The organism is Bradyrhizobium sp. 190 (assembly GCF_023073415.1).
Taxonomy (GTDB): domain Bacteria; phylum Pseudomonadota; class Alphaproteobacteria; order Rhizobiales; family Xanthobacteraceae; genus Bradyrhizobium.
This window is the reverse complement of record NZ_JADPJL010000060.1, coordinates 57696-76804: the sequence shown is the minus strand read 5'-3', so window position 1 is coordinate 76804 and position 19109 is coordinate 57696. Positions and strand designations below refer to the sequence as shown.

At 58.6% G+C, this 19109-nt stretch carries 14 protein-coding genes, 4 pseudogenes and 1 riboswitch; of the genes and pseudogenes, 11 read left to right on the top strand and 7 right to left on the bottom strand.

The window, feature by feature from the left end; translation table 11 throughout:
• Positions 1-185 precede the first annotated feature (185 nt).
• Positions 186-431 carry a hypothetical protein gene (locus tag IVB22_RS27750; protein WP_247520373.1) on the bottom strand — a complete coding sequence of 82 codons (246 nt, stop codon included), beginning with the start codon at positions 429-431 and terminating at the stop codon, positions 186-188.
• A 603-nt stretch (positions 432-1034) separates the two neighbouring features.
• Here IVB22_RS27750 and IVB22_RS27745 point away from each other — a divergent pair.
• From IVB22_RS27745 to IVB22_RS27720, 6 genes and pseudogenes are all read left to right on the top strand, one after another.
• Entirely contained in the window at positions 1035-2249 is a 1215-nt protein-coding gene (locus IVB22_RS27745) for an EAL domain-containing protein (RefSeq protein WP_247520372.1), read from the top strand.
• A 535-nt stretch (positions 2250-2784) separates the two neighbouring features.
• Positions 2785-2988, top strand: coding sequence for a 4Fe-4S binding protein (locus tag IVB22_RS27740; RefSeq protein ID WP_247512592.1), 204 nt, complete (start codon positions 2785-2787; stop codon positions 2986-2988).
• 780 nt (positions 2989-3768) lie between these two features.
• The gene (locus IVB22_RS27735; RefSeq protein ID WP_247520371.1) at positions 3769-3984 is read left to right on the top strand and encodes a hypothetical protein; all 216 of its coding nucleotides are present in this window, start codon (positions 3769-3771) and stop codon (positions 3982-3984) included.
• A gap of 89 nt (positions 3985-4073) precedes the next feature.
• A riboswitch (cobalamin riboswitch) is annotated at positions 4074-4274 on the top strand.
• Positions 4275-4373: 99 nt separating this feature from the next.
• Positions 4374-6689, top strand: a pseudogene (gene metE, locus IVB22_RS27730) (5-methyltetrahydropteroyltriglutamate--homocysteine S-methyltransferase).
• A gap of 1602 nt (positions 6690-8291) precedes the next feature.
• Positions 8292-8675 (top strand): annotated as a pseudogene (locus tag IVB22_RS27725) (reverse transcriptase domain-containing protein); the annotation flags it as partial.
• Positions 8672-8851 (top strand): hypothetical protein, encoded by a 180-nt coding sequence (locus tag IVB22_RS27720; protein ID WP_247512590.1) that lies wholly within the window; start codon positions 8672-8674, stop codon positions 8849-8851. The pseudogene IVB22_RS27725 and the gene IVB22_RS27720, both read left to right, overlap by 4 nt.
• Positions 8852-8876: 25 nt before the next feature.
• Here IVB22_RS27720 and IVB22_RS27715 read toward each other — a convergent pair whose 3' ends face one another.
• Positions 8877-9923: a cytochrome-c peroxidase gene (locus IVB22_RS27715; protein ID WP_247520370.1), complete on the bottom strand. Its 1047-nt coding sequence runs from the start codon at positions 9921-9923 to the stop codon at positions 8877-8879.
• A 1012-nt stretch (positions 9924-10935) separates the two neighbouring features.
• Here IVB22_RS27715 and IVB22_RS27710 point away from each other — a divergent pair.
• Positions 10936-11301 carry a hypothetical protein gene (locus IVB22_RS27710; protein ID WP_247520369.1) on the top strand — a complete coding sequence of 122 codons (366 nt, stop codon included), beginning with the start codon at positions 10936-10938 and terminating at the stop codon, positions 11299-11301.
• Positions 11302-11897: 596 nt separating this feature from the next.
• Positions 11898-12191, top strand: a complete 294-nt coding sequence (locus IVB22_RS27705; RefSeq protein WP_247520368.1) for a hypothetical protein — start codon at positions 11898-11900, stop codon at positions 12189-12191.
• A 1468-nt stretch (positions 12192-13659) separates the two neighbouring features.
• Here the strand turns inward: IVB22_RS27705 and IVB22_RS27700 are convergent.
• Positions 13660-13818 (bottom strand): hypothetical protein, encoded by a 159-nt coding sequence (locus tag IVB22_RS27700; RefSeq protein ID WP_247520367.1) that lies wholly within the window; start codon positions 13816-13818, stop codon positions 13660-13662.
• On the opposite strand from IVB22_RS27700, the gene IVB22_RS27695 reads away from it, so the two are divergent.
• Positions 13808-14377 (top strand): hypothetical protein, encoded by a 570-nt coding sequence (locus tag IVB22_RS27695; protein ID WP_247512588.1) that lies wholly within the window; start codon positions 13808-13810, stop codon positions 14375-14377. The genes IVB22_RS27700 and IVB22_RS27695 overlap by 11 nt on opposite strands.
• 81 nt (positions 14378-14458) lie before the next feature.
• On the opposite strand, the pseudogene IVB22_RS27690 reads toward IVB22_RS27695, so the two are convergent.
• From IVB22_RS27690 to IVB22_RS27675, 4 genes and pseudogenes are all read right to left on the bottom strand, one after another.
• Positions 14459-15518, bottom strand: a pseudogene (locus IVB22_RS27690) (pyridoxal-phosphate dependent enzyme).
• A gap of 196 nt (positions 15519-15714) precedes the next feature.
• Positions 15715-16065: pseudogene (locus tag IVB22_RS27685) on the bottom strand (aminodeoxychorismate/anthranilate synthase component II); the annotation flags it as partial.
• A gap of 156 nt (positions 16066-16221) precedes the next feature.
• A complete protein-coding gene (locus IVB22_RS27680) occupies positions 16222-16647 on the bottom strand; it encodes an ImmA/IrrE family metallo-endopeptidase (protein ID WP_308200474.1) in 426 nt (141 codons plus the stop codon).
• A gap of 223 nt (positions 16648-16870) precedes the next feature.
• Positions 16871-17566 (bottom strand): nodulation protein NolW, encoded by a 696-nt coding sequence (locus IVB22_RS27675; protein WP_247512586.1) that lies wholly within the window; start codon positions 17564-17566, stop codon positions 16871-16873.
• Positions 17567-17751: 185 nt separating this feature from the next.
• Between IVB22_RS27675 and IVB22_RS27670 the strand changes: the two genes are divergently transcribed.
• A complete protein-coding gene (locus tag IVB22_RS27670) occupies positions 17752-18231 on the top strand; it encodes a nodulation protein NolB (protein WP_247512585.1) in 480 nt (159 codons plus the stop codon).
• A 9-nt stretch (positions 18232-18240) separates the two neighbouring features.
• On the top strand, positions 18241-19107 hold the full coding sequence (gene sctJ / locus IVB22_RS27665) for a type III secretion system inner membrane ring lipoprotein SctJ (protein WP_247520366.1): 867 nt from the start codon (positions 18241-18243) through the stop codon (positions 19105-19107).
• Positions 19108-19109 lie beyond the last annotated feature (2 nt).

Here is a 19109-nt window from a genome sequence, read left to right as displayed (position 1 = left end):
GCCATCCGGGGGCAACGCGACCTCAATCATCTGCCAGCCTCGGCGCTTCGCCTCCGAATGTACCGCCTCGAGCAGATGCCGACCGTGGTCAGAGCTTCGGAAGTCGCAAGAAATCCATAGCTCCTGAAGCACACCGTACGCTCCGGCTGCTCTCACGGCCTGTACGGCCGAGATGGCAGCGACCCCTACATCCGCCCCGTGGCTTGTTCTTCGATGACAAAAATGAAGCCCTCTTCGGGATCCTGAATCAGGCGCAAAGCAGCCTGCTTCGCGCCTTCAAGGCTGAACTCTGGTCCGGGGCCACCTAATTCAGAAAGTAGCTTTCCGACGGCTTCTGCGATCGCGTTCTCATCTCCTGGCACGCCTTTGCGCAAAGCCGTGCCCCCGTGGGGCAGGCCTTGCGCTTCAGCGCCAACACGAACACCCGTCACGTTAGTCCCTCCAGTCCTTCTTGAGGATATCCATGTTCAAAAGGGTACAGAAAACGCAACTGAGAGCAACTATCAAGCTCGATAGGGAATAGGACGTCCGCCCTCGCTATAAGCAACAGAGGTGAGGTAAGTGCAAGCTGTTGCCGTTCTCAGAATCGACTGCGGCTTGACCTGCTGCGAACTCATGATGGACTTCCTTCGATTAGAAAGGAAATCCACGAGACGGCACATTCGCGCGTGGGCAGGCCGGCCATGCCGATCAAACATTTCGTAAGAGCGATTGCCGATCACCACTCACGAGCGAATCGATTCAGTAGATCTTGCAGCATGATAATCGCCGTGCCATAGGGCGCATCAGCTCGGCGCGTCCGAAGGTGAGATTCCCCACACTCGTGTGCGTCACTCGTACAAAGTTGCGCGAGGCGGGACAGGTATCATACGCGTGCGCCCGACAAAATCGTCTGAACAACATCGCGAAAGATTTTGCACGCTAATGCACTATCTTAAGCTTACCTCGAAGAACCGAAAGATAATGGCAAGCACAGCTTGTTTTGGACCTTCGCTCCTCGTTTAAGGGACCGTCACGGAACGGGAGTGGTTGCGATGGAGCATGGGCAGGCCGAACTGGTCGGAGGGAAACCTGTAATCTTCGGACAGCGTAAGGTGCGGCCGCGAGCGTGCGTGGCCGTCGGCAAGCGGCATCTGCGCGCCTTTCTTCGGGATGTGCTGGAGGATATGGGGTTTGTTATCAGCGAATGCGGGACTGCTGACGAGCTGCCGCACGTACTCGGCACGGACTTCCCTGATCTGATCCTGCTCGGCATTGGCTCGGATCGCATCGAGCCTGGACGATTGCTCGAGATACTCGTACGCGAAGGATTTGCAGGCGGAGTGCTGGCGTTCGGCGCCCGCGAGTCGATCATCATGACGGCAGTGCAGCAGGTCGGGGGCGAATATGGACTTGCTATGCTGCCGCCGCTGAGGACGCCGTTTGCAGCCGAGACGCTGCGCGATCGGGTCGCCATGCTCTTGCCCAGAGAGCCGGCGCCCCGTCCCGCGGTCCATGTCGGGGAAGCCTTACACGCTGGCTGGCTTGAGCTCTGGTATGAGCCGAAGTTTGACGCGTGTACCCTCAGCCGCCGCGGCGCCGAGGCGCTTGTGCGAATGCGGCACCCGACCTGGGGCGTTGTTCCACCGGCCTATTTCATCCCGGAGGCTCACGATCCGCATTTTAGGGAGTTGTCGCAGTTCGTGATCGACCGCGCGATCAAGGATTGGCAGTATCTTCTGGAGCAGCAAACTTCAATCGATCTCTCCATCAATCTCCCGGCAGCATTCCTGATTGACCCGCAGGCGGTACGCGATCTCTGTCAGCGCATGCCGTCGCACCCCGCTTTCGGCGGCTTGACGATTGAAATCGAGAGCGAGGAAGCGATCGAGAACCTAGATCTCCTGATCGAGGTCGCGCGTGAGGTTCGCTTTCACAACATTGGCCTTGCAATCGACAATGTCGGCGCCAATTGGCCGCAGCTGATGGGGGTGGAAAAATTCCCGTTCATGAAATTAAAAGTGGACCGGCAGTACGTCGCCGGTTGCGGAAATGGGCCCCTGAAGCGAACGGTGTGCCGCCATATCGTCGATCTAGCCAAAGAGTACAGTGTGCGCACCGTCGCCGCAGGTGTGGAGAGCCACGCCGACCTGATCGCTGTGACCGAACTCGGCTTCGACCTTGCGCAGGGCCATCTGTTCGGAAAGGCCATGCCGCTGAAGCAATTTGCACAGTCATCTTTCAGCCCTGTTCCACTTCGTCCAAAATAGTTGCATGAGGAGTGGCTGAGCACAGCCAGGCAAAGCGTACCAGCGCTCGCCCGCGCCGTCATGCCTACTCGGCACCAGGCATGCGGCTGACTGCAATTAAATCGGTCACTTTGCAAAGCCAGTATCGCTCCTCCCGGCGCAACTTCATTTCCCTCCGAAGCGACGCCGAAGCTTGTTGTAGCACAAACCCGTTTTGGCAAGCCTCCAGCGAGTCAATCCGCGGAGTTAACGTTGTAGCCGTGAGCGAGGCTTGCACAAAACCTCCAGTCAGGGCGTGTGACCGGCGGTTTGCCGAGATCCGGCGTAGACGTGCGTCGGCTCGCGGCTTTTAGTCGCGCCGCCGGTTTCGGAATCGTCGAGCGTCGCTTGGCTCCGCGCTGCCGTGCCAGACAAACCGACGGAAGCTCGCAGCGCGACTGGCTCTCGGAGTAGGGCCCGAGGGCTCGCAAATTGCCCATCATTGAGCGCATCTGTGTTTGGCACGGCATTTGAAAGGGATCGCCAATGGCATCGCTCGCCTAAGGAGTCGGAAGGCATGGCTTACAAGATCGTCGCTTCGCAATGCACCGTTTGTGGGGCATGTGAGTTCGAGTGTCCCAACGCGGCGATCAGCCTCAAGCGCGACATTTACGTTATCGATGCCAAAAAGTGTACGGAGTGCGCGGGCCATTGCGACACGCCGCAATGCGCGGTCGTCTGTCCGGTGCCTGACACCTGTGTCCCGTCTAAAACAGCATAAGCAGCCCGCGTCCAGAAGGCTTCACCGCTCGATTTCGCGAACGAAGTAGTAGATGTCGAGCTTGAGGAGGCCGCCGACCGCATGGGGCGCATCGAGGTCGATCAACATCGTTATGACTTAAGGCGCTGATCTTCTCCGAGAAGCCCTCGAAGGGCTCTGTCAGAGGACACCGTCAAATTTGTCTCGAATAAGGACGAGGCCGCCTCGATGCTCCAGTCGCCGCGTCGAGGCTTATCGTCGCTGGCTGACGAGCCAAGGCGAGGTGGACGGGGCGTCAAATATCACAAGATCGATTTGCAGGATATCTAAAGCGACGTCACGGCCGAAGCCGAAGAGACGGTCTCCTCGCGCGACGAGATCGGTCCGGAGATCCTGAAGACGTACGAGAAGCTCGGCATCCGCTTCCGTGCACGAGTGCATGGAGCGTAGAGTCATAGCACGATCCCGCCGCCCGCCCTCTCGCCGCTTACTCCAGTTTGCAAGTCAGCGTGCATCCTGAGGTCCGGAACTGTTCCTGCGATGTCGCGCAGGCCAACGTCCAGGCTGCACTACTCCCCAAGCGGCGACGGAAACAACGAAGGCGCGCGCCAAAGTCGCTCAGCACGTGAGTGCCTGGCGCACCGAGAAGATCATCTTGACCAACGCCACGGGAGGCGATCGAGCTCGCGGCTCGTCGCGGGGTCAGCCGAACACAGGCAGTCCGACCTGATCATCCGTTCGATCCTGGAGTAATCCGGCCTTTGCAATTCCTCAGAGCCTCATGGCACTGTGATCAAACGGATGCCGGCCGAGGATGATCGCAACTTCCTTACGGACGAGTTCGAGAAGCTGCTGACGGAAAAGACCAGGCTTTGTCGCGATCACGCAGATGTCGAAGCGCCCGGCGCGTTCGTTCTGCTCGCGGAGCTCATCCGACTACGCGAACAGGGTGTTGAGCGGACGCATTCACAAGCGGAGTCTCCACAGATCCACGCGTTTTCACCAGGCCGGGAGTAAGACCGTTGTAGCCTACCTAGTACAGCTCGCAATCGCTTGGGCAATATCGCAGCGACACTCCAGTAGGTTGACGGATCGATCCTCGTGCGCATAATGCCAGCCATCGTGGTCTCCGGATTTCGTTTGATCCGGAGCTAAGAGGGAAGCCGGTGCAATGCCGGCGCTGCCCCCGCAACTGTAAGCGGCGAGCCGCTGTCCAACGAAGTCACTGAAGCCATGCGGCTTCGGGAAGGCCGGACAGCAGCGACGACCCGCGAGCCAGGAGACCTGCCTCGACAATATATCGTCCACGGGCGGGGTGTCCCGGTGTGCGCCAAGCAGCTGTCGCTCACGCGATATTCGCTGCATGCGTCCGCCATGGCCTTTGCCCCAATCATGGCGTCTGAGCTATGTCTATTCTTTCGCTTCCCGTTGCCACGCTGGGGATGTCACGCATCGGCCCACGACGCGAACTCAAATTCGCGCTCGAGAGCTACTTGGCGGGAAACTCCAGCGAAGCCGAGCTCCTCGAGGCGGGGAGTAAACTTCGTGCCGCTAATTGGGCACGGCAGAAATCCCGCGGTGCGACCGTCATTCCTTCGAATGACTTCTCGTTTTACGACCATGTGCTCGATACCAGCGTAATGGTCGGCGCCATTCCCGACGTCTACGGCTGGACCGAAGGTCCTGTGTCGCTCAAGACCTACGTCACCATGGCGCGTGGCGCTCAGGACGGTGGTCACGCTCAGCATGGGCCTGGCGTAGCCGCACAGGAAATGACGAAGTGGTTCGATACCAACTACCACTACATGGTGCCGGAATTTCACCAGGATCAGATCTTTAAGTATTCCTCTCGAAAAGCCGATCGAGGAATATGAGGAGGCAAAAAGCCTCGGCTACCAAACGCGCCCCGTCCTAGTTGGCCCAGTCACTTTCCTGAAGCTCGGCAAAAGCGCAGATCCCGCATTCAATCCGCTGTCGCTGCTTGACCGGCTCCTCCCAGTCTATGTCGATGTCCTCCGCGAACTAGCCTCGCGCGGTGCTGATGGGTTCAGCTCGACGAGCCATGCCTAGTGACGGACGTCGACGAAGCGTCGCGGGCGGCTGTCCGCCGGGCCTATGCTCATTTCGCAGAGGTTGTGCCGGCCCTTAAAATCATGCTGGCCACTTATTTCGGCGCTATCGGCGACAATCTTGAAACAGCCTTGGCCTTGCCCGTTGCCGGGCTTCATGTCGATCTGGTTCGGGCACCCGACCAGTTGGACGCAATTGTTGCCACAGCCCGCAGAGATCTCGTGGTCTCGCTAGGCGTCGTTGATGGTCGCAACGTCTGGCGCTCCAATCTTGCGGCGCTGCTCGACCAACTTGCCCCTATGGTCAAAAAGCTGGGCAGGGACCGTGTTCAGATTGCTCCTTCCTGCTCGCTGCTTCATGTTCCGATCGACATTGAGCTAGAGACCGATCTCGATCCCAATCTGAAGACGTGGCTGGCGTTCTCAGTTCAGAAGATCAAGGAACTTTCGATATTGGGCAAAGCGCTGGCCGGCTATGCTGCCGAGGTGGCCGATGAACTTGCGCTTTCGGAGGACGCGGTCGTGACCCGCGAAACATCGCCCGAGATCCACAATGCGAATGTCGCCGGACGAATGGCCGCGATCGACGATAGCATGCGTCGCCGTCGCAGTGCGTTCACCCAGCGTGCCGACGTCCAGCGCGTCGCGTTCGCATTGCCGATGTTTCCAACGACAACCATCGGATCCTTCCCGCAAACGGTCGACGTCCGGAATGCGCGTGCGGCTCATGCGCGGGGAGCGCTGAATGACGCGCAGTACGAGCAGCTTCTGAAAGCGGAGACAGCCCGTACCGTGCAGTGGCAGGAAGATATCGGCCTGGACGTGCTCGTACACGGTGAGTTCGAGCGCAATGATATGGTTCAATACTTTGCCGAGCAGCTGTTGGGATTCGCTTTCACCAAGCACGGCTGGGTTCAGTCTTATGGGTCGCGGTACGTTCGCCCGCCTATCCTGTTCGGAGATGTTTCCCAGCCGAAGCCGATGACCGTTGAATGGTGGCGCTATGCGCAGTCTCTGACCAAGAAACCCGTCAAGGCTATGCTGACCGGACCGGTGACGATCCTGAACTGGTCGTTTGTCCGCGACGACATCTCGCGGAGCGAGACATGCCGTCAGATCGCTCTTGCGATCCGAGATGAGGTCATCGACCTTGAGGCGGCTGGAGCGACCATGATCCAGATCGACGAGGCTGCGTTGCGGGAGGGATTGCCGCTACGCAAATCGCAGTGGAGGAACTATCTCGATTGGGCAGTGGACAGCTTCCGCGTTTGCTCCTCCGCTGTCGCCGACGGAACTCAGATCCATACCCACATGTGTTATTCCGAGTTCAACGAAATCATCGATGCGATCGCAGCAATGGATGCTGACGTCATTTCAATCGAGACGTCGCGTTCTAAGATGGAATTGCTCGAGGCCTTCAAGAGCTACAAATATGTCAATGAGATCGGGCCCGGCGTCTATGACATTCATTCACCGCGCATTCCCGCAGCGGCGGAAATCAAGCAGCTGATTGTGTTGGCGCGGCAGCGAGTTTCCGATCGGCAGCTCTGGATCAATCCCGACTGCGGACTGAAAACTCGAAGATGGGAGGAGGTGCGTCCCGCGCTCATCAATATGGTGGCCGCCGCACGCGAGTTGCGGGCTGAGCCATGATGGTGCGGAGCGTTTCGCCAACGCGTTTGTGAATAAGATGCACGCGCTTTGGGGGCTTACGATGTCCTTGCGAGTTCCCAAAGTTCCCAGCGCCTGGGAATCCGGCCGGCGCCGGCGGAGGCGGTCGCATACAGCCGGCGACAAGCTCGGTTTTCGATCCGACGGCGGACAGCGTGCCGGCGATGCCCGATCCGGTCACATATTCCGAAGTCATTAACGCTCGACGCGAAGCACAGCGCTATTTTTCATTTTATCCATCGCGTGGATGCGTCCCATCACAACAATCTATTTTACCGCCCTTACGGAATGTCATACGAAATTGGCGCCTTGGCACGCTCTTCCGGAAGATAATCGAGCGTTGGTGTTTGGGGGTGCCAAATGCTGCTGCGCGACGGCAAACTGTCGCTTGTGTTTCAGGGCACGGCAGCCAAACCGCTTGCGAAGGATCCCAGCTCAATCAAGGCACTGCCCCGCCAACCGGACAGCGGGCGAGTGGTGGACAAGTCGCGAAGTTTCCGACAGGAGCGGAAGGCAAGCGGCTCCAGATTTCGCGCGGAGTGATATCCGCTTCTCGTTGTTTGACGGCGAATGCCCTCGCCGTAAATCGATCGCCGGTAGTCCTCCCTACCGACGAAAGCTGGTGCGATGCGGAAAGCAGCGTTGTTCCTGCGTGACTTTCGCCCGGCCTCCCGAGGAGGCCGGGCGTTTTTTTGTGGTGCGCCCAGCATGGGCGCACTCTTATGGGTGAAAGTCCCGTCGCGAGTTGATCACAACGAGCGAAGCGAAGCGCAACTGCACGAGGGTGACCGAGTGTGGGCGTGGAGCGAAGCTGCGGGCCGATGAACAAGAACCGGATAGAAGGCGTTGCCGACCAGGGTGAGCGGGCCACAAACCGCGAAACTCTCGTGATCAAGGGGAAGCGGCGTAGATCCGGCGGTCGTGCAGTGAAGGAGTGCGTTCTTACCTGGGGAGATCTCGCCTTGTGCCTGAAAGGGGCAACGGTGTCGAGCCGGAGCGAGAAGTCAGCCGAGGTTGTAGTCGCCGGCGGTAAAGTCGGAAGGCTGAACGGTGGGCGAAGAACCAAACGAGAAGGAGTGTTCAATACCGTGCCGAGGTGGCAAGTATCGCATCAGATGTCTGCGCAAGCAGGGCGGTCCGGGGTAGGACGCGGTGAAGCCCCGTGTGGCTCGGGCAGCGATGAAGCTCGCCGCCCGCGGCATGGACCGGAGAGCCAGGGTCAGGGCTGCTTCTGGCGGCGCTGACGAGAGAGAACTTGCAACGCGCGATCAAGCGGGTGCGGGCCAACAAAGGCGCAGCTGGTGGGGACGGTCTGCACATTGACCAGACCGTCGCACATCTGCGTACGGCGTGGCGGGCGATCCGCGAGCACCTATTGTCGGGGACATACCGGCCCAGTCCGGTACGACGGGTGACGATCCCCAAGCCTGACGGTGGCGAGCGCGAGCTTGGCATTCGGACGGTGACGGATCGTTGGATCCAGCAGGCGCTGCTGCAGGTGCTGCAGCCCATTTTTGATCCGACCTTCGCGAGCACAGCTACGGCTTCCGGCCCGGTCGAAGCGCGCATGATGCCGTCCTCGCGGCGCAGTCATACGTGCAATCGGGTCGCCGGATCGTGGTGGATGTGGACCTGGAAAAGTTCTTTGACCGGGTCAATCACGACATCCTCATCGACCGCTTTCAGAAACGGATCGGGGACACCGGAGTCATCCGGCTGATCCGGGCGTATCTGAACAGCGGAATCATGGACGATGGCGTGGTCCAGACGCGTACGATGGGGACGCCGCAAGGCGGGCCTCTATCGCCGCTGCTGGCCAATGTCCTGCTCGATGAAGTGGACAAGGCGCTGGAACATCGGGGCCATTGCTTCGTGCGTTACGCCGACGATGCGAACGTCTACGTTCGCAGCCGCCGGGCGGACCGGGTGATGGGCTGCTTCGGCGGCTCTACGGCAAGCTGCGCTTGACGGTCAACGAGACCAAAAGCGCAGTGGCCAGTGTGTTCGGTCGCAAGTTCCTGGGCTACAGCTTCTGGCCAGGTCCGGGCGGCGCGATCAAACGCAAGGTCGCCGACAAGCCGCTGAGGACGTGTGCGGGACGCCGGGTTCTTGCGTCGCATCTGTTACTATTCGGCAAGGCATGAAGCTGGTGCTGTTAATCCTATCTGTCTATTGAAGGCTTTGGCGTCGTGTTGGTACGGGATACTCGATCTTAGGTAGGCGCCCGGTTAGCGAATTCAGAAACGCGACAATGTCGTTTTCTTCCCCATCACTAAGCTTGGCGCCGAGCTGGATTTCACTCATCAGGGCGACAGCTTGCTTCAGGCTCCAAACCTGGCCCGAATGGAAGTAAGGGGCTCGCAACGCGACGTTCCGCAACGGCGCCGCGCGGAAGACATATTCGTCGCCGACCGCCTTGGTGACCGCGAATCGGCCCTTATCGCCTTCCGGAAGGAGGGTTGCATCCGGCTTCTTCATCACGCCGAACGGGAAGTAGGCCTGTCCACCGACATTGATTCCATTGTGGCAAGAGGAGCATCCCTTCTCCATAAACAGCGCCAACCCTGACTTCTGCTGATCATCGAGAGCATGTGTATTGCCCTCCAAATACTGATCGAACGGGGCCGCAGGTGTAATGAGAGTCGCTTCAAAAGCCTCGATTGCCTTCGCAAAGTTTTCAAAGCTGACCGGTCTCGCTTCGTTCGGGAAAGCGTTTTTGAACAAGACGACATAGCTGGTCATTGAGTTCAAGGTGTCGAGCACACGATCCGGAGTCGCATTCATTTCGGCACTCGCCTGCACAGGGCCAGTTGCTTGCGCCTTGAGGTCCGCGGCGCGTCCGTCCCAGAATTGCGCCGCATTGAACACTGCGTTGTAGACGGTTGGAGCTCGACGTAGGCCGACCTTCCAGCCGTGACCGACGGAGGTCGGACCGGCATCGACTCCGCCGCTGCCGAGGTTGTGGCACGTATTGCAGCTAATGATCTCGCTTGCCGATAGCCGCGGATCGAAGAACAGAATCTTGCCAAGCTCGACCTTTTCATGCGTGACTGGATTGTCCTTTACCGCAGGAATGACTGAGGGGATCGGATGGAAGATCTGCCTGGCGGTTCTCATCAGATCATCGTCCGCGCTAGCTCCTGACGACATCAGCAACCCAGTCGCCAAAACAGATGCTTCAGCCACAAGCCGAAGCTCCCGGATCGATTTGTTCATACACCCGCCTCATCAGTTCTGATTGTTAATCAAGGAAACAGTCGAAAGCGATGCCACACCCCGTTCCCACAACGGGCCGGCGCAGCATGCACCGGATCCTTTCAAGCGAGGCTGCATCAAATGTTCGATTTTGAGGTGCTCGCTGCCGGCGTTCGCCCACGAGGCGTCAGACCGTTATTTGATTCGCGAGTTCGCTTTGAGCTTAGATCACGACCTTCCTATTGGTAGATCAGACTAGCGCCTCAACCTTCGGCATGATGGCCGATCTGACAACAACAAGCGTGCCGAAAAAGGATAATCTGTCCGGTGGCCGCATCGGTTCTCCATTAAGCGATTGGGCGGGCAATACGCTCCAGCGAAGTTGATCGTATCTGTCTTAAACCGCTGGTCGCGCTAGCGCTCACGGTGCGGCTGGACAATAGCAACCCCCATGCCAGTTGCATCTGACATGCAAGCTGCTGATTAAGTTCACAGAACGAGTCCGGGCTACCGAACAACGTCGGATGTCTTGGCTTGATGAATACATACAGTGTCACAGATGCGACAAGCGCCAGTCCCGGCTAGACATCATCGCAGAAAGTTTTGTGATGAGATCCAATTGCCAGCTCGCCGGCCGCACGTGGGACGGCGGTAATAAGATCTACGCTGGCCTACGGCGAGACACTGAGCCGAGGCGCCCGGCGGTGCGCATCGCTCACGATTTCGCCTCGCCCTGCCGACTGAAGGCTCTCCGACCTCATATCCGGGCCGGCTCTTCGCGCGCCGCCGCCGAAATCCCACTCGTTTGTAACAGACGAGCCCCCAAGCCTGAACATGGCTTGTCTTGAACCCCACCTGGGGTTCGCTGGCATGGCAATTGCCGATCTCAAATCGGTTACCCACAGTTTGACGGTACGACCGTCCGATTACTCCGATACTCCCATTCGACACCAGCCTAAGTGGCCGGCCTGACACCTGATCGGGCCGCGTGTTGGTTGGAGTAAGATAACCATTTCGACTCACTCACGGGCGAGTGGCAGCTTTTGAAATCTGCGCGCTGATGGCAAAAATCGCTGAACTTCTGCAGAAGCAACGGTCACTTCGTGCTCTTGCGTTGAAAGACTTCGATACAAGAGGACATGCTGGGAGGAGATCATTACATCATGTCCGCAGTGTCCATGGCTGGTTCAAGCTAGATATGGTGTCCGTGATGGCTTCGATTGACGATCGCTTGAATGAGATCAGATACGTGCGGAATGACATTTGGCGCTGTCGAAGAAGACTTCAAAGCGAGCTAAGTGATCTCGAGCGTAAGGTTCTCGAAAAGCGCCTGCTTGAGCGGCAATCTGCCTTTGAACGGCTCCTAGCGACCACGTTTCCTTTTACATTGACGCTGTGAAGCAAAATTCGGGACCTGTGCCGCGGGTCATTGGCGCGGAAAATGGTGTCCGCTCATAGAACGCATGCGCCTGCGTCAGGAACGTAGCGCTCCGTCGCCGCGGGCCGTCGCGCCCGTCATGGCCGCCGCCGAGCTGAATGCGTCGGCCCTCAGCCTTGGTTCACCGATGTGCTGGCCCGCGGCGCACCGTGAGCGCCGATAATGAAACCGTTCGGGCCGCCCATCCAGGCCCACCGCTGGGGGGATACCGATTGCCCCGTTTCTGCGACACCGCGGTCACATGAGTAGCTTTCATCCGACAGAGCGATCGAAGAAGCTTGAATCGGCCGTAGCGTCAGATTGTACAGAGCAGGCGAACGATACTCCAGACTAGGTGTAGCCGAATGAGAAGACCCGTTATCGCTTTTGTATTATGTTCCGCTCTCGAGTTGCTCGGGCTAAGCACGGGCGCGGTTGCGGCCACAAGGCGGTACGCGTGCACGATCACTGCCGCCGATAGAGAGCCGGTCGGAGTTCGGGACGAGCGGGTCATTCTCACGGTTCAATATGGCTGCCGGATCGCGGATGGTCTCTTGAGTGACGCGGGGATTACAGCAGTGTCCGTCAGCGAGTGGGCTGCTGATAAAGGAACATACTTAGCGTCCCTGGAATTTCACCGCGCGCTGGAGGGAGTTGCAATTGGGCAACTCTCCGAGGTGACCGGCTTCTCTAGCATGGAAGGCGAGCAAGGCATTGCGGTCGCAACTTCCGGCACGACAGTATTCAAGTTCGCATCTGGCTCATTGGCAGCCCTTTCAGGGAAGACCCTTAAATTCACCACCAAACTCACTGGCCTACGTAGCTTCGAATTGGAGTTCACAGATTGGCCAGAATCTCTTTTTTGGAAGTGACTCGTGTCTCACGCTGATTTCCGCAAGCGCTCGGGCGGACGAGCCACTGTCGACTCTTAACTCCACACGATGAATACCGCTCCGGCCTGTGTGCCGTCCTCAAAGACGAGCACACCGCAACAAAGGTTGAGCCCAAACTCCGAAGGCACTTGAAGGCGCTAGACTACTTCCCAGCGCAAATTAGGTGGACGCAGTCTGAATTCAGAGTCGGCCGGTCGGCGGAAAACTGCAAGGTCGAACGGATCGGCGCTTGACTGGTTAGGCTGCCATTGATTCATTCTTATGGATCATTAGTGAGCGAACCGTTAAAGCGCGCGACAAGCTCGTCGGCAAGCTGCCGGCCACCGGCGAGTTGCTGCGCGGTTCGTAGTTGGAGCGCACCGTCCGACATACCAAAGGCTGTCCTAAATGCGCGCGCGGCGAAGGGCACAGGTGTTCGTGCTCACCCTGACATACGCCGGCGGCCGAAGCGCTCAACGGCTTCTACCGCGAAGTACGTCGGACCTGGCTGCGTTGTCTGAGACGGCGGAGCCAGAAAAGTCGGCGCATGGGCTGGTCCGAGTTCGACACCCTGACGGCACGCTTCCGTCTGCTCGTTCCACGCATCACTCGCACTTGGGCACAGGCGCGGATATGACGCGGGTTACCCCCGGGAACAGCCGGGTGCGGGAAAGCCGCCCGCCCGGATCTGTGAGGGCAAAGCCGAATGGCCGAGCTACTCGACCACGATCATAAGACTAGGGCACGTTGACTGGCGGCAGGGACGCGGTCAGCCGCGGCACAAAGCTATCTTGGTGCCGGCCGCGTGCTGCCAACACTATTGTAAGCGCCACAAAAACGATCAGAAGTCCACGCATTCCGAAGAATTCCCCGCCAACTCCATCGCAATTATGAAACGGCTGACACCTGATGCGCTTGCTCTAAGCTCGCCGCGAAATTGCCGCCGCGTTCAATGCAGGCTGTTAGGCTTGCAAAGTCGAAAAGATAAGCCCACTCAGTCGTCAAAAATCAATATTCCTTGTATTTCCGAGTAAGTCTGCGAACTATCGGGTGGTCAGCTTGAAAAATGCACCGCGTGCGTATGATGTCCTTGTGGCGGTAAGACGTGGCCCGCTGCGATGCCGATCTCGCGATGCCAGCCCATGCACCGGTAAATTCCGGCATAGGGAGCCGTGGCTCCTGGCTCATGATCCTGGTCAAATGGCTCGCTGTTAGACTCGCGCAGATAACGCCCGTTCTTATAGCTCGCGATTCGTCATCTCTCAATCGGCTAGCTTAACTTTGCCTAAAGCCATCCATTCGGGCGCAGAGTTGATCTGAAAAGCTAGCTGAGCCCGCCTTCTGGCCTTCTGCGAGCGTGCTTGTTTATCTTTCGACAGTGCGCCCCGCAGATTGCCGCCAGTGCGGAGGAGCCCGCGCCATCGCGAGTGTACTTAGAGCTATGGCCGCGATCGTATCGTGCGTTTTTTCATTGCCTGTGCAGCGTTAATGCGCCGAGCGCCTGTTGGCGCGGTAAAACATCGATTCGTTGAACGAGAGTCGTGTTGGACGCTGAAGCGGCATGATCTTTCCCGATATCTTTCTGCGCATGACCAAGTACTTTCGCATGGACGCTCTTGACCGTCATCTACTATCGCGGCAACGAGAGCCATTATAGATCGAGAGAAAGAATGATGGATGTGATTGATCAAGCGAACGGTTCGGAATTGCCGCCCGTCTTGCAGAAGTCATCAAGACGCCTTCCGTGGGTTTTTGGATTTGTCGCCGTCTTCATCGGGCTATGCGTTGGGGGTGCATTTTACTGGCCCCATATCGACCGAATGATCGAGGCGTCAGCGGCACGTGAAGTCGTCCCAATGCCGGCGTTGTCACCTGAAGACAAGGCGGCCCTTTCGGAGATTCGGTCGGGGCAACAGGAGGTGAGCGAGGAGATTTCAGCGCTTAACCGCAACATCGATGCGCAGCAAGCCGATTTGAAACGGATGTTAGATCAAATCGCAGCCCTGACCTCAAGAATTGAGTCTCTGCAGAACATTGCTGCGCCTCTTCCTGCAGATATTCGTCCGCCAGCAGCCCAGGCCGCTTCAAAGCCGACTACAAGAGCCACTCGCCCGCCTAAACCAGAAGGGCCGGTTTCCGTCGGGGGCGCACCGCTGGTTCCCGAGCCGGAGACGGACCGCCGATGATCCAATCATGAAGCCTCGAGCCTGCCAGACATGGCGTCACTGAGAGGATGCAAGTCGAACTAAGAGCGAAGATCGCGCTGCTCACGTTCGGTCCTCCCAGTCGCGTTCGGTGAGGAGGACGAGAATGCGGCTCGACCGGTCGAGTCCGAGATCGCTTGTATGGCTCGGGTCTGCGAGAGCAGCCATGGCACCCGCCAGGCCCGCTGCACCGGACGGCGTGGTGGCGAGGCCATCATGGGCGGAGAGTACGCGAACAGCATCCACCAATTCCGCCTCGAGCACGGTAATGGCCCGAGCGCCGTGACGCCTGAGCACCGCAACGGCGGGCGCACTCGCCTGGCCGCAGGAGAGCATCTCCGCGGATGTTCGAAGATCGCCTATCACCCGAATCGGGCGACCGGCCGCGAGCGCGGGCGCAAGACACGCGGCGGTTTCCGGCTCGACCGTCACGATGCATCCCGGAGGTGCCAGCCAGCCCGAGAGGCCCTCGGCGATGGCAGCGGCGAGTCCGCCGACACCAGCTTGTATAAAGACGTGTGTCGGACGCCCATGGCCGGCGAAGTCTACTTGATCGCGGATTTCCGCCGCCGTGACGCCGTATCCCGCCATGACGTCGCAAACGATGGGGTCGTTCGGATCGTCGGTCGTGTCGGCGACAAGAATGCCGGCGCCTTGGCAGGCCGCGGCTGCGGCCGCATCAACTGCATTGTCGTAGGTGCCCGGCACCCACACGATCTCGGCACCCTTGTTCTCGATGCGGCGCGCGCGCGTTCGGCACGCCCTCGTGCAGGAACACGCGGGCGGGCGCCCCGGCAAAGCGCGCGGCGGCAGCTACCGCGAGCCCGTGATTACCGTCACTGGCGCAGACCAGGGTCGGCTGCCCCTTAGGTCGGGCCGCGAGAAGGTCGGCCACCTGCATGCGCGAGGCCCGGGCGAGCGCGCGCAACCCGGCATAGGTGCCACCAAGCGACTTGAAGCTGCCGAGCATGCGGCGGCCCTCGTCTTTCGCTAGCACCTGCGCCACTCCGAGCCGCTCCGCCAGCGCCGGAAGGTTCAGGAGTGGCGTCGGCGCGTATGCGGGATCGAGGCCGGCAAGCTCGGCTGCGATCGCATTGACTGGTGAAGAAGAGGTGCTGTTCATGCGTTGATCTTGCCCGCTACAGGTGACGGCTGCTGCCGGAGCGTTGCACAGCAACTGTTTCCGCCGATCATAACCAGCTGTACCTTCGAGCACCACCCTCGACGACTTCGATCGCGCGCTTCTCGCGGAGGCCCTTTTCGTGCTCGCGTCCGCCTCCGCAAGTTTAAATGCGCATCTGCGCAATGATCTGAGAGTTTTATCGGCAGGAAGTCTCTGCGAGCCGTAAGAAGTCTGTGAGCAGCACGTGCCATCGTTGCGTAAGTGTGGATTCGGGGTGAAACGGCAGGCCGTAAGTTGGTTGATAACGATGTGCGAGAGCCATGACCTCGCCCTCTTCCGAACGCGCTGTCACCATGAGATCCCGCGAGAAGACCTCGTCGAACTCGACGACAAGAGAATGGTAGCGGCCGACGCAAAGTGGGGACGGGAGTCCTGTGAAAAGCCCCCGGCCGTCATGGCTAATATGCGAGGCCCGTCCATGCAGACCTGCGCGCACGACGCGTCCGCCGAAAACGCTCCCAATACACTGATGTCCGAGGCAGATGCCGGCGGTTCAAGGTCTGCCAATTCCTCTAAGTCCTCCAGAGGGAATGGCAGAGCGTTTTTGATGTCGGTAATGGATTGGATATTAGCTTCACACAACATTTCGAAGCAGCGCCGAATGAGGTGAGGCGATTCTGTTTCCATTTTACCGTCAAATGGTTCACCTTTGCGCCATCGGCGCCATCCATAAGCGCTTGGCCGACAAATCATCCAAGATGTCGAGCGACTTGCAGCGCATTATCATTGCACTGACCGAAACGCCCCATCTCTCCTTAAGACTGAGCATGCCATCCAATGTTGGGGCGTATAGCTCGTCTAGGAAGTCACGCTCAGGAAGCAGCATAAAACTTGCAAACTGGTCAGCATGCTTCTCCAAGATCTTATAAGTCGTGCGGTTGTTTAGATGCTCTTGTGTCACCTTCCGATGAAGTAAAACGTGTGCGAGTTCATGCAGTGCATCAAAGCGCTGTCTCGATGCGCTCGCCTTGTCTCGTGATAACATAATGAAGGGAATGCCAAACCGGTCAGACCATTGCGAAAAAGCATCCACCTTTTCCGCGCGAACGTGAATACGAGAAACAAGAATCCCGCTTTCTTCAATACGGACGGCGACCGGCCATCCCCATACTGGAACACAAGGTGGTGCAACGGCAATTCTTGTGGGTCTGGAGTCGATTTACGAGACGCACGTCTCGCATGCTTGTACGGCGTCTGATCGGACGATCGGTCCAGGCTCCCTGCACAACCCGCGCAACGGACTCATTGAGGAGCGCGGCTAACAGGAGTTCGGAAACAAGCTCGTCTCAGTATCATCTTGGGGCCGGCCCTCGCGCAGGCAAGGCACCCTCCTGGCGCGGCATGTCTGAAGAGTACGGGCCTTCAGTTCGCCCATCCCGAACGACCGTCGCGGAGGCGCCGCGATATAACATCAGCACAGATTCCCGGGACGGCATCTCGACGGAGCGAGGTCGCGCCTGCGCCTCCGCCACAAGACCATTGAGCGTCTGATCCACGAGTGCGATGAAGCGTGGTGGACCGGACGCAAGGACTAGGCCATTTCCCGGAGCCGATCTCATGATGTAGCGTTCGTCGGAAATGGCGAGCGCATCGAGGGTTGCCTTGAGCGCGTCGCAGCTGATTGAAGTTAGGAGAAGCAGACGAGTTTGCGCTTCCTTTGCGGTAGAGACGTAAAGCACGAGCCCATCGTAATACCATTGAAGATTGTAGAGCTGAGTCAGATGGTCAAGGAACTCGCGCGGTGGTAGGTCCGGCATGTGCCCGCGAATCCGACCCTTCACCTCGGCGCTGATGGTGACTTTAATATTGAGGTTGTTGCCGAATTCCTGCAGCGCGGCAGAAAGCTCCTGATCCAGAACCGTATACCGGTAAGGGGTCGAGGGCAGCGACAGGGGAGCGCCGCGCGCGATCTGTATTCCGCCGGAAACGAAAACGGCGACACACAGAACTCCGTTCAAAACGTGCGGGATTATGGATCGGATGAGCATTCATGGTTCTCTTTGACTTAAACTAACAGGAGTACGTTTGGTACGTGAACGCGAAACGTGATCTTTAGATGGCGATGTGCGGGCGAACTCGTCAGCTTGTCGTCAGCTGGCCTGTCTAGGACATTAAGCCGCTAATCGGCTTGAACGGCTGGTCGTATCACATCTCGATGAGAGCGAGTCTTTCCATGATGATGTTAGGCGCTGCGCCGATTTCTCACAATCTAGAAGGCCTGTCCAAGGCCTTTTCGGCAACAGTTGTCGACGCGCAGGTCCAGTTTCAGCAGAGTCTCTTGCAAGCGGCTTCGGTTCAAGACCTTGCGCCTTCAGTAACGGAAGCGGCGGCCGTTCCGCCGACATCCGAGGTATCGCGTGCAACAACACAGGCGAGCCCGCTGGGCGATCGCATCCTCCAAAATCTTTCTGCGATGTATCCGGTCAATGCAGTTCCAAAAGGTGCGGAGGCCGGGCCGGCATCGGAGCCCCTTTTGCTGCAACCGGGCAAAGCGGAAGCAGGTGTGCCGGGCACCCCCAGTGGCGCGGGTGACTTCGAGGCGATGTTGGCGAATTTGAAGGATGTTTCTGACAGCGCCATCCAGGTAACACTCATTTCAAATGGCATCGGTAGCCTCGGTTCATCTCTGAACAAGCTGATATCGGCGGGCTGAGTGGGGCGAATGATTGGTTTAATCTATCGCGAAAGCGGTCAGGCGCGCCCATTCCGCAAGCGGGTTCAACTTCTGGCTCTGCTGCCACTCCTGCTTGCCCTGGTTGGTTGCAAAGCCGATCTCTACACGAAAGTTCAGGAGCGTGAGGCCAATGAGATGCTTGCGGTCCTCCTCAAAAACGGGGTCGATGCGCTCCGCGTTGCCGCTAAGGACGGGACTATCACGATCCAGGTCGAGCAGACTCAGATTGCTTCCGCAATCGACCTGCTGAATGGCGAAGGGTTGCCGCGCCACGCTTTCAAGAGTCTCGGCGAAGTGTTCAGCGCGGCGGGTCTGATTGCTTCGCCAATCGAGGAGCGCGCCCGTTACGTCTATGCGCTGAGCGAGGAATTATCTCGCACGATCAGTGATATCGATGGTGTCCTCTCGGCGCGCGTCCACGTTGTTCTGCCAAAGAACGACCTGTTGCGACGTGACACCACGCCATCTTCGGCGTCGGTTTTCATCCGGCATGACTCGAGGGCAAATCTCTCAATTTTGCTGCCGCAGATTAAAATGCTCGTCGCCAACAGCATCGAGGGCTTATCCTATGACAAGGTGGCTGTTGTTTTCGTCTCAGTCGAGCGGCCCGCACTAGAGCCGCGACCGGCGGCTGCGGCTGGTTTCGCCCAAGCATCTGGAGTCATTTCAACGCCATTGGTTGCGGTTGGCATGGGGCTCGGCGGGTCTGTATTCGGCGTCCTATCCTGCGTCTTGCTGAGCGCTCGTGGGCGTCAGCGCAGGCAATCATCTCAGAAAGTTAGCGCTGTTGGTGGGCGCTCGGGTGTCTCTGCTATCGAGATGATTCGCAAAGCGACTAAGCCTAATGCGGCGTAGTG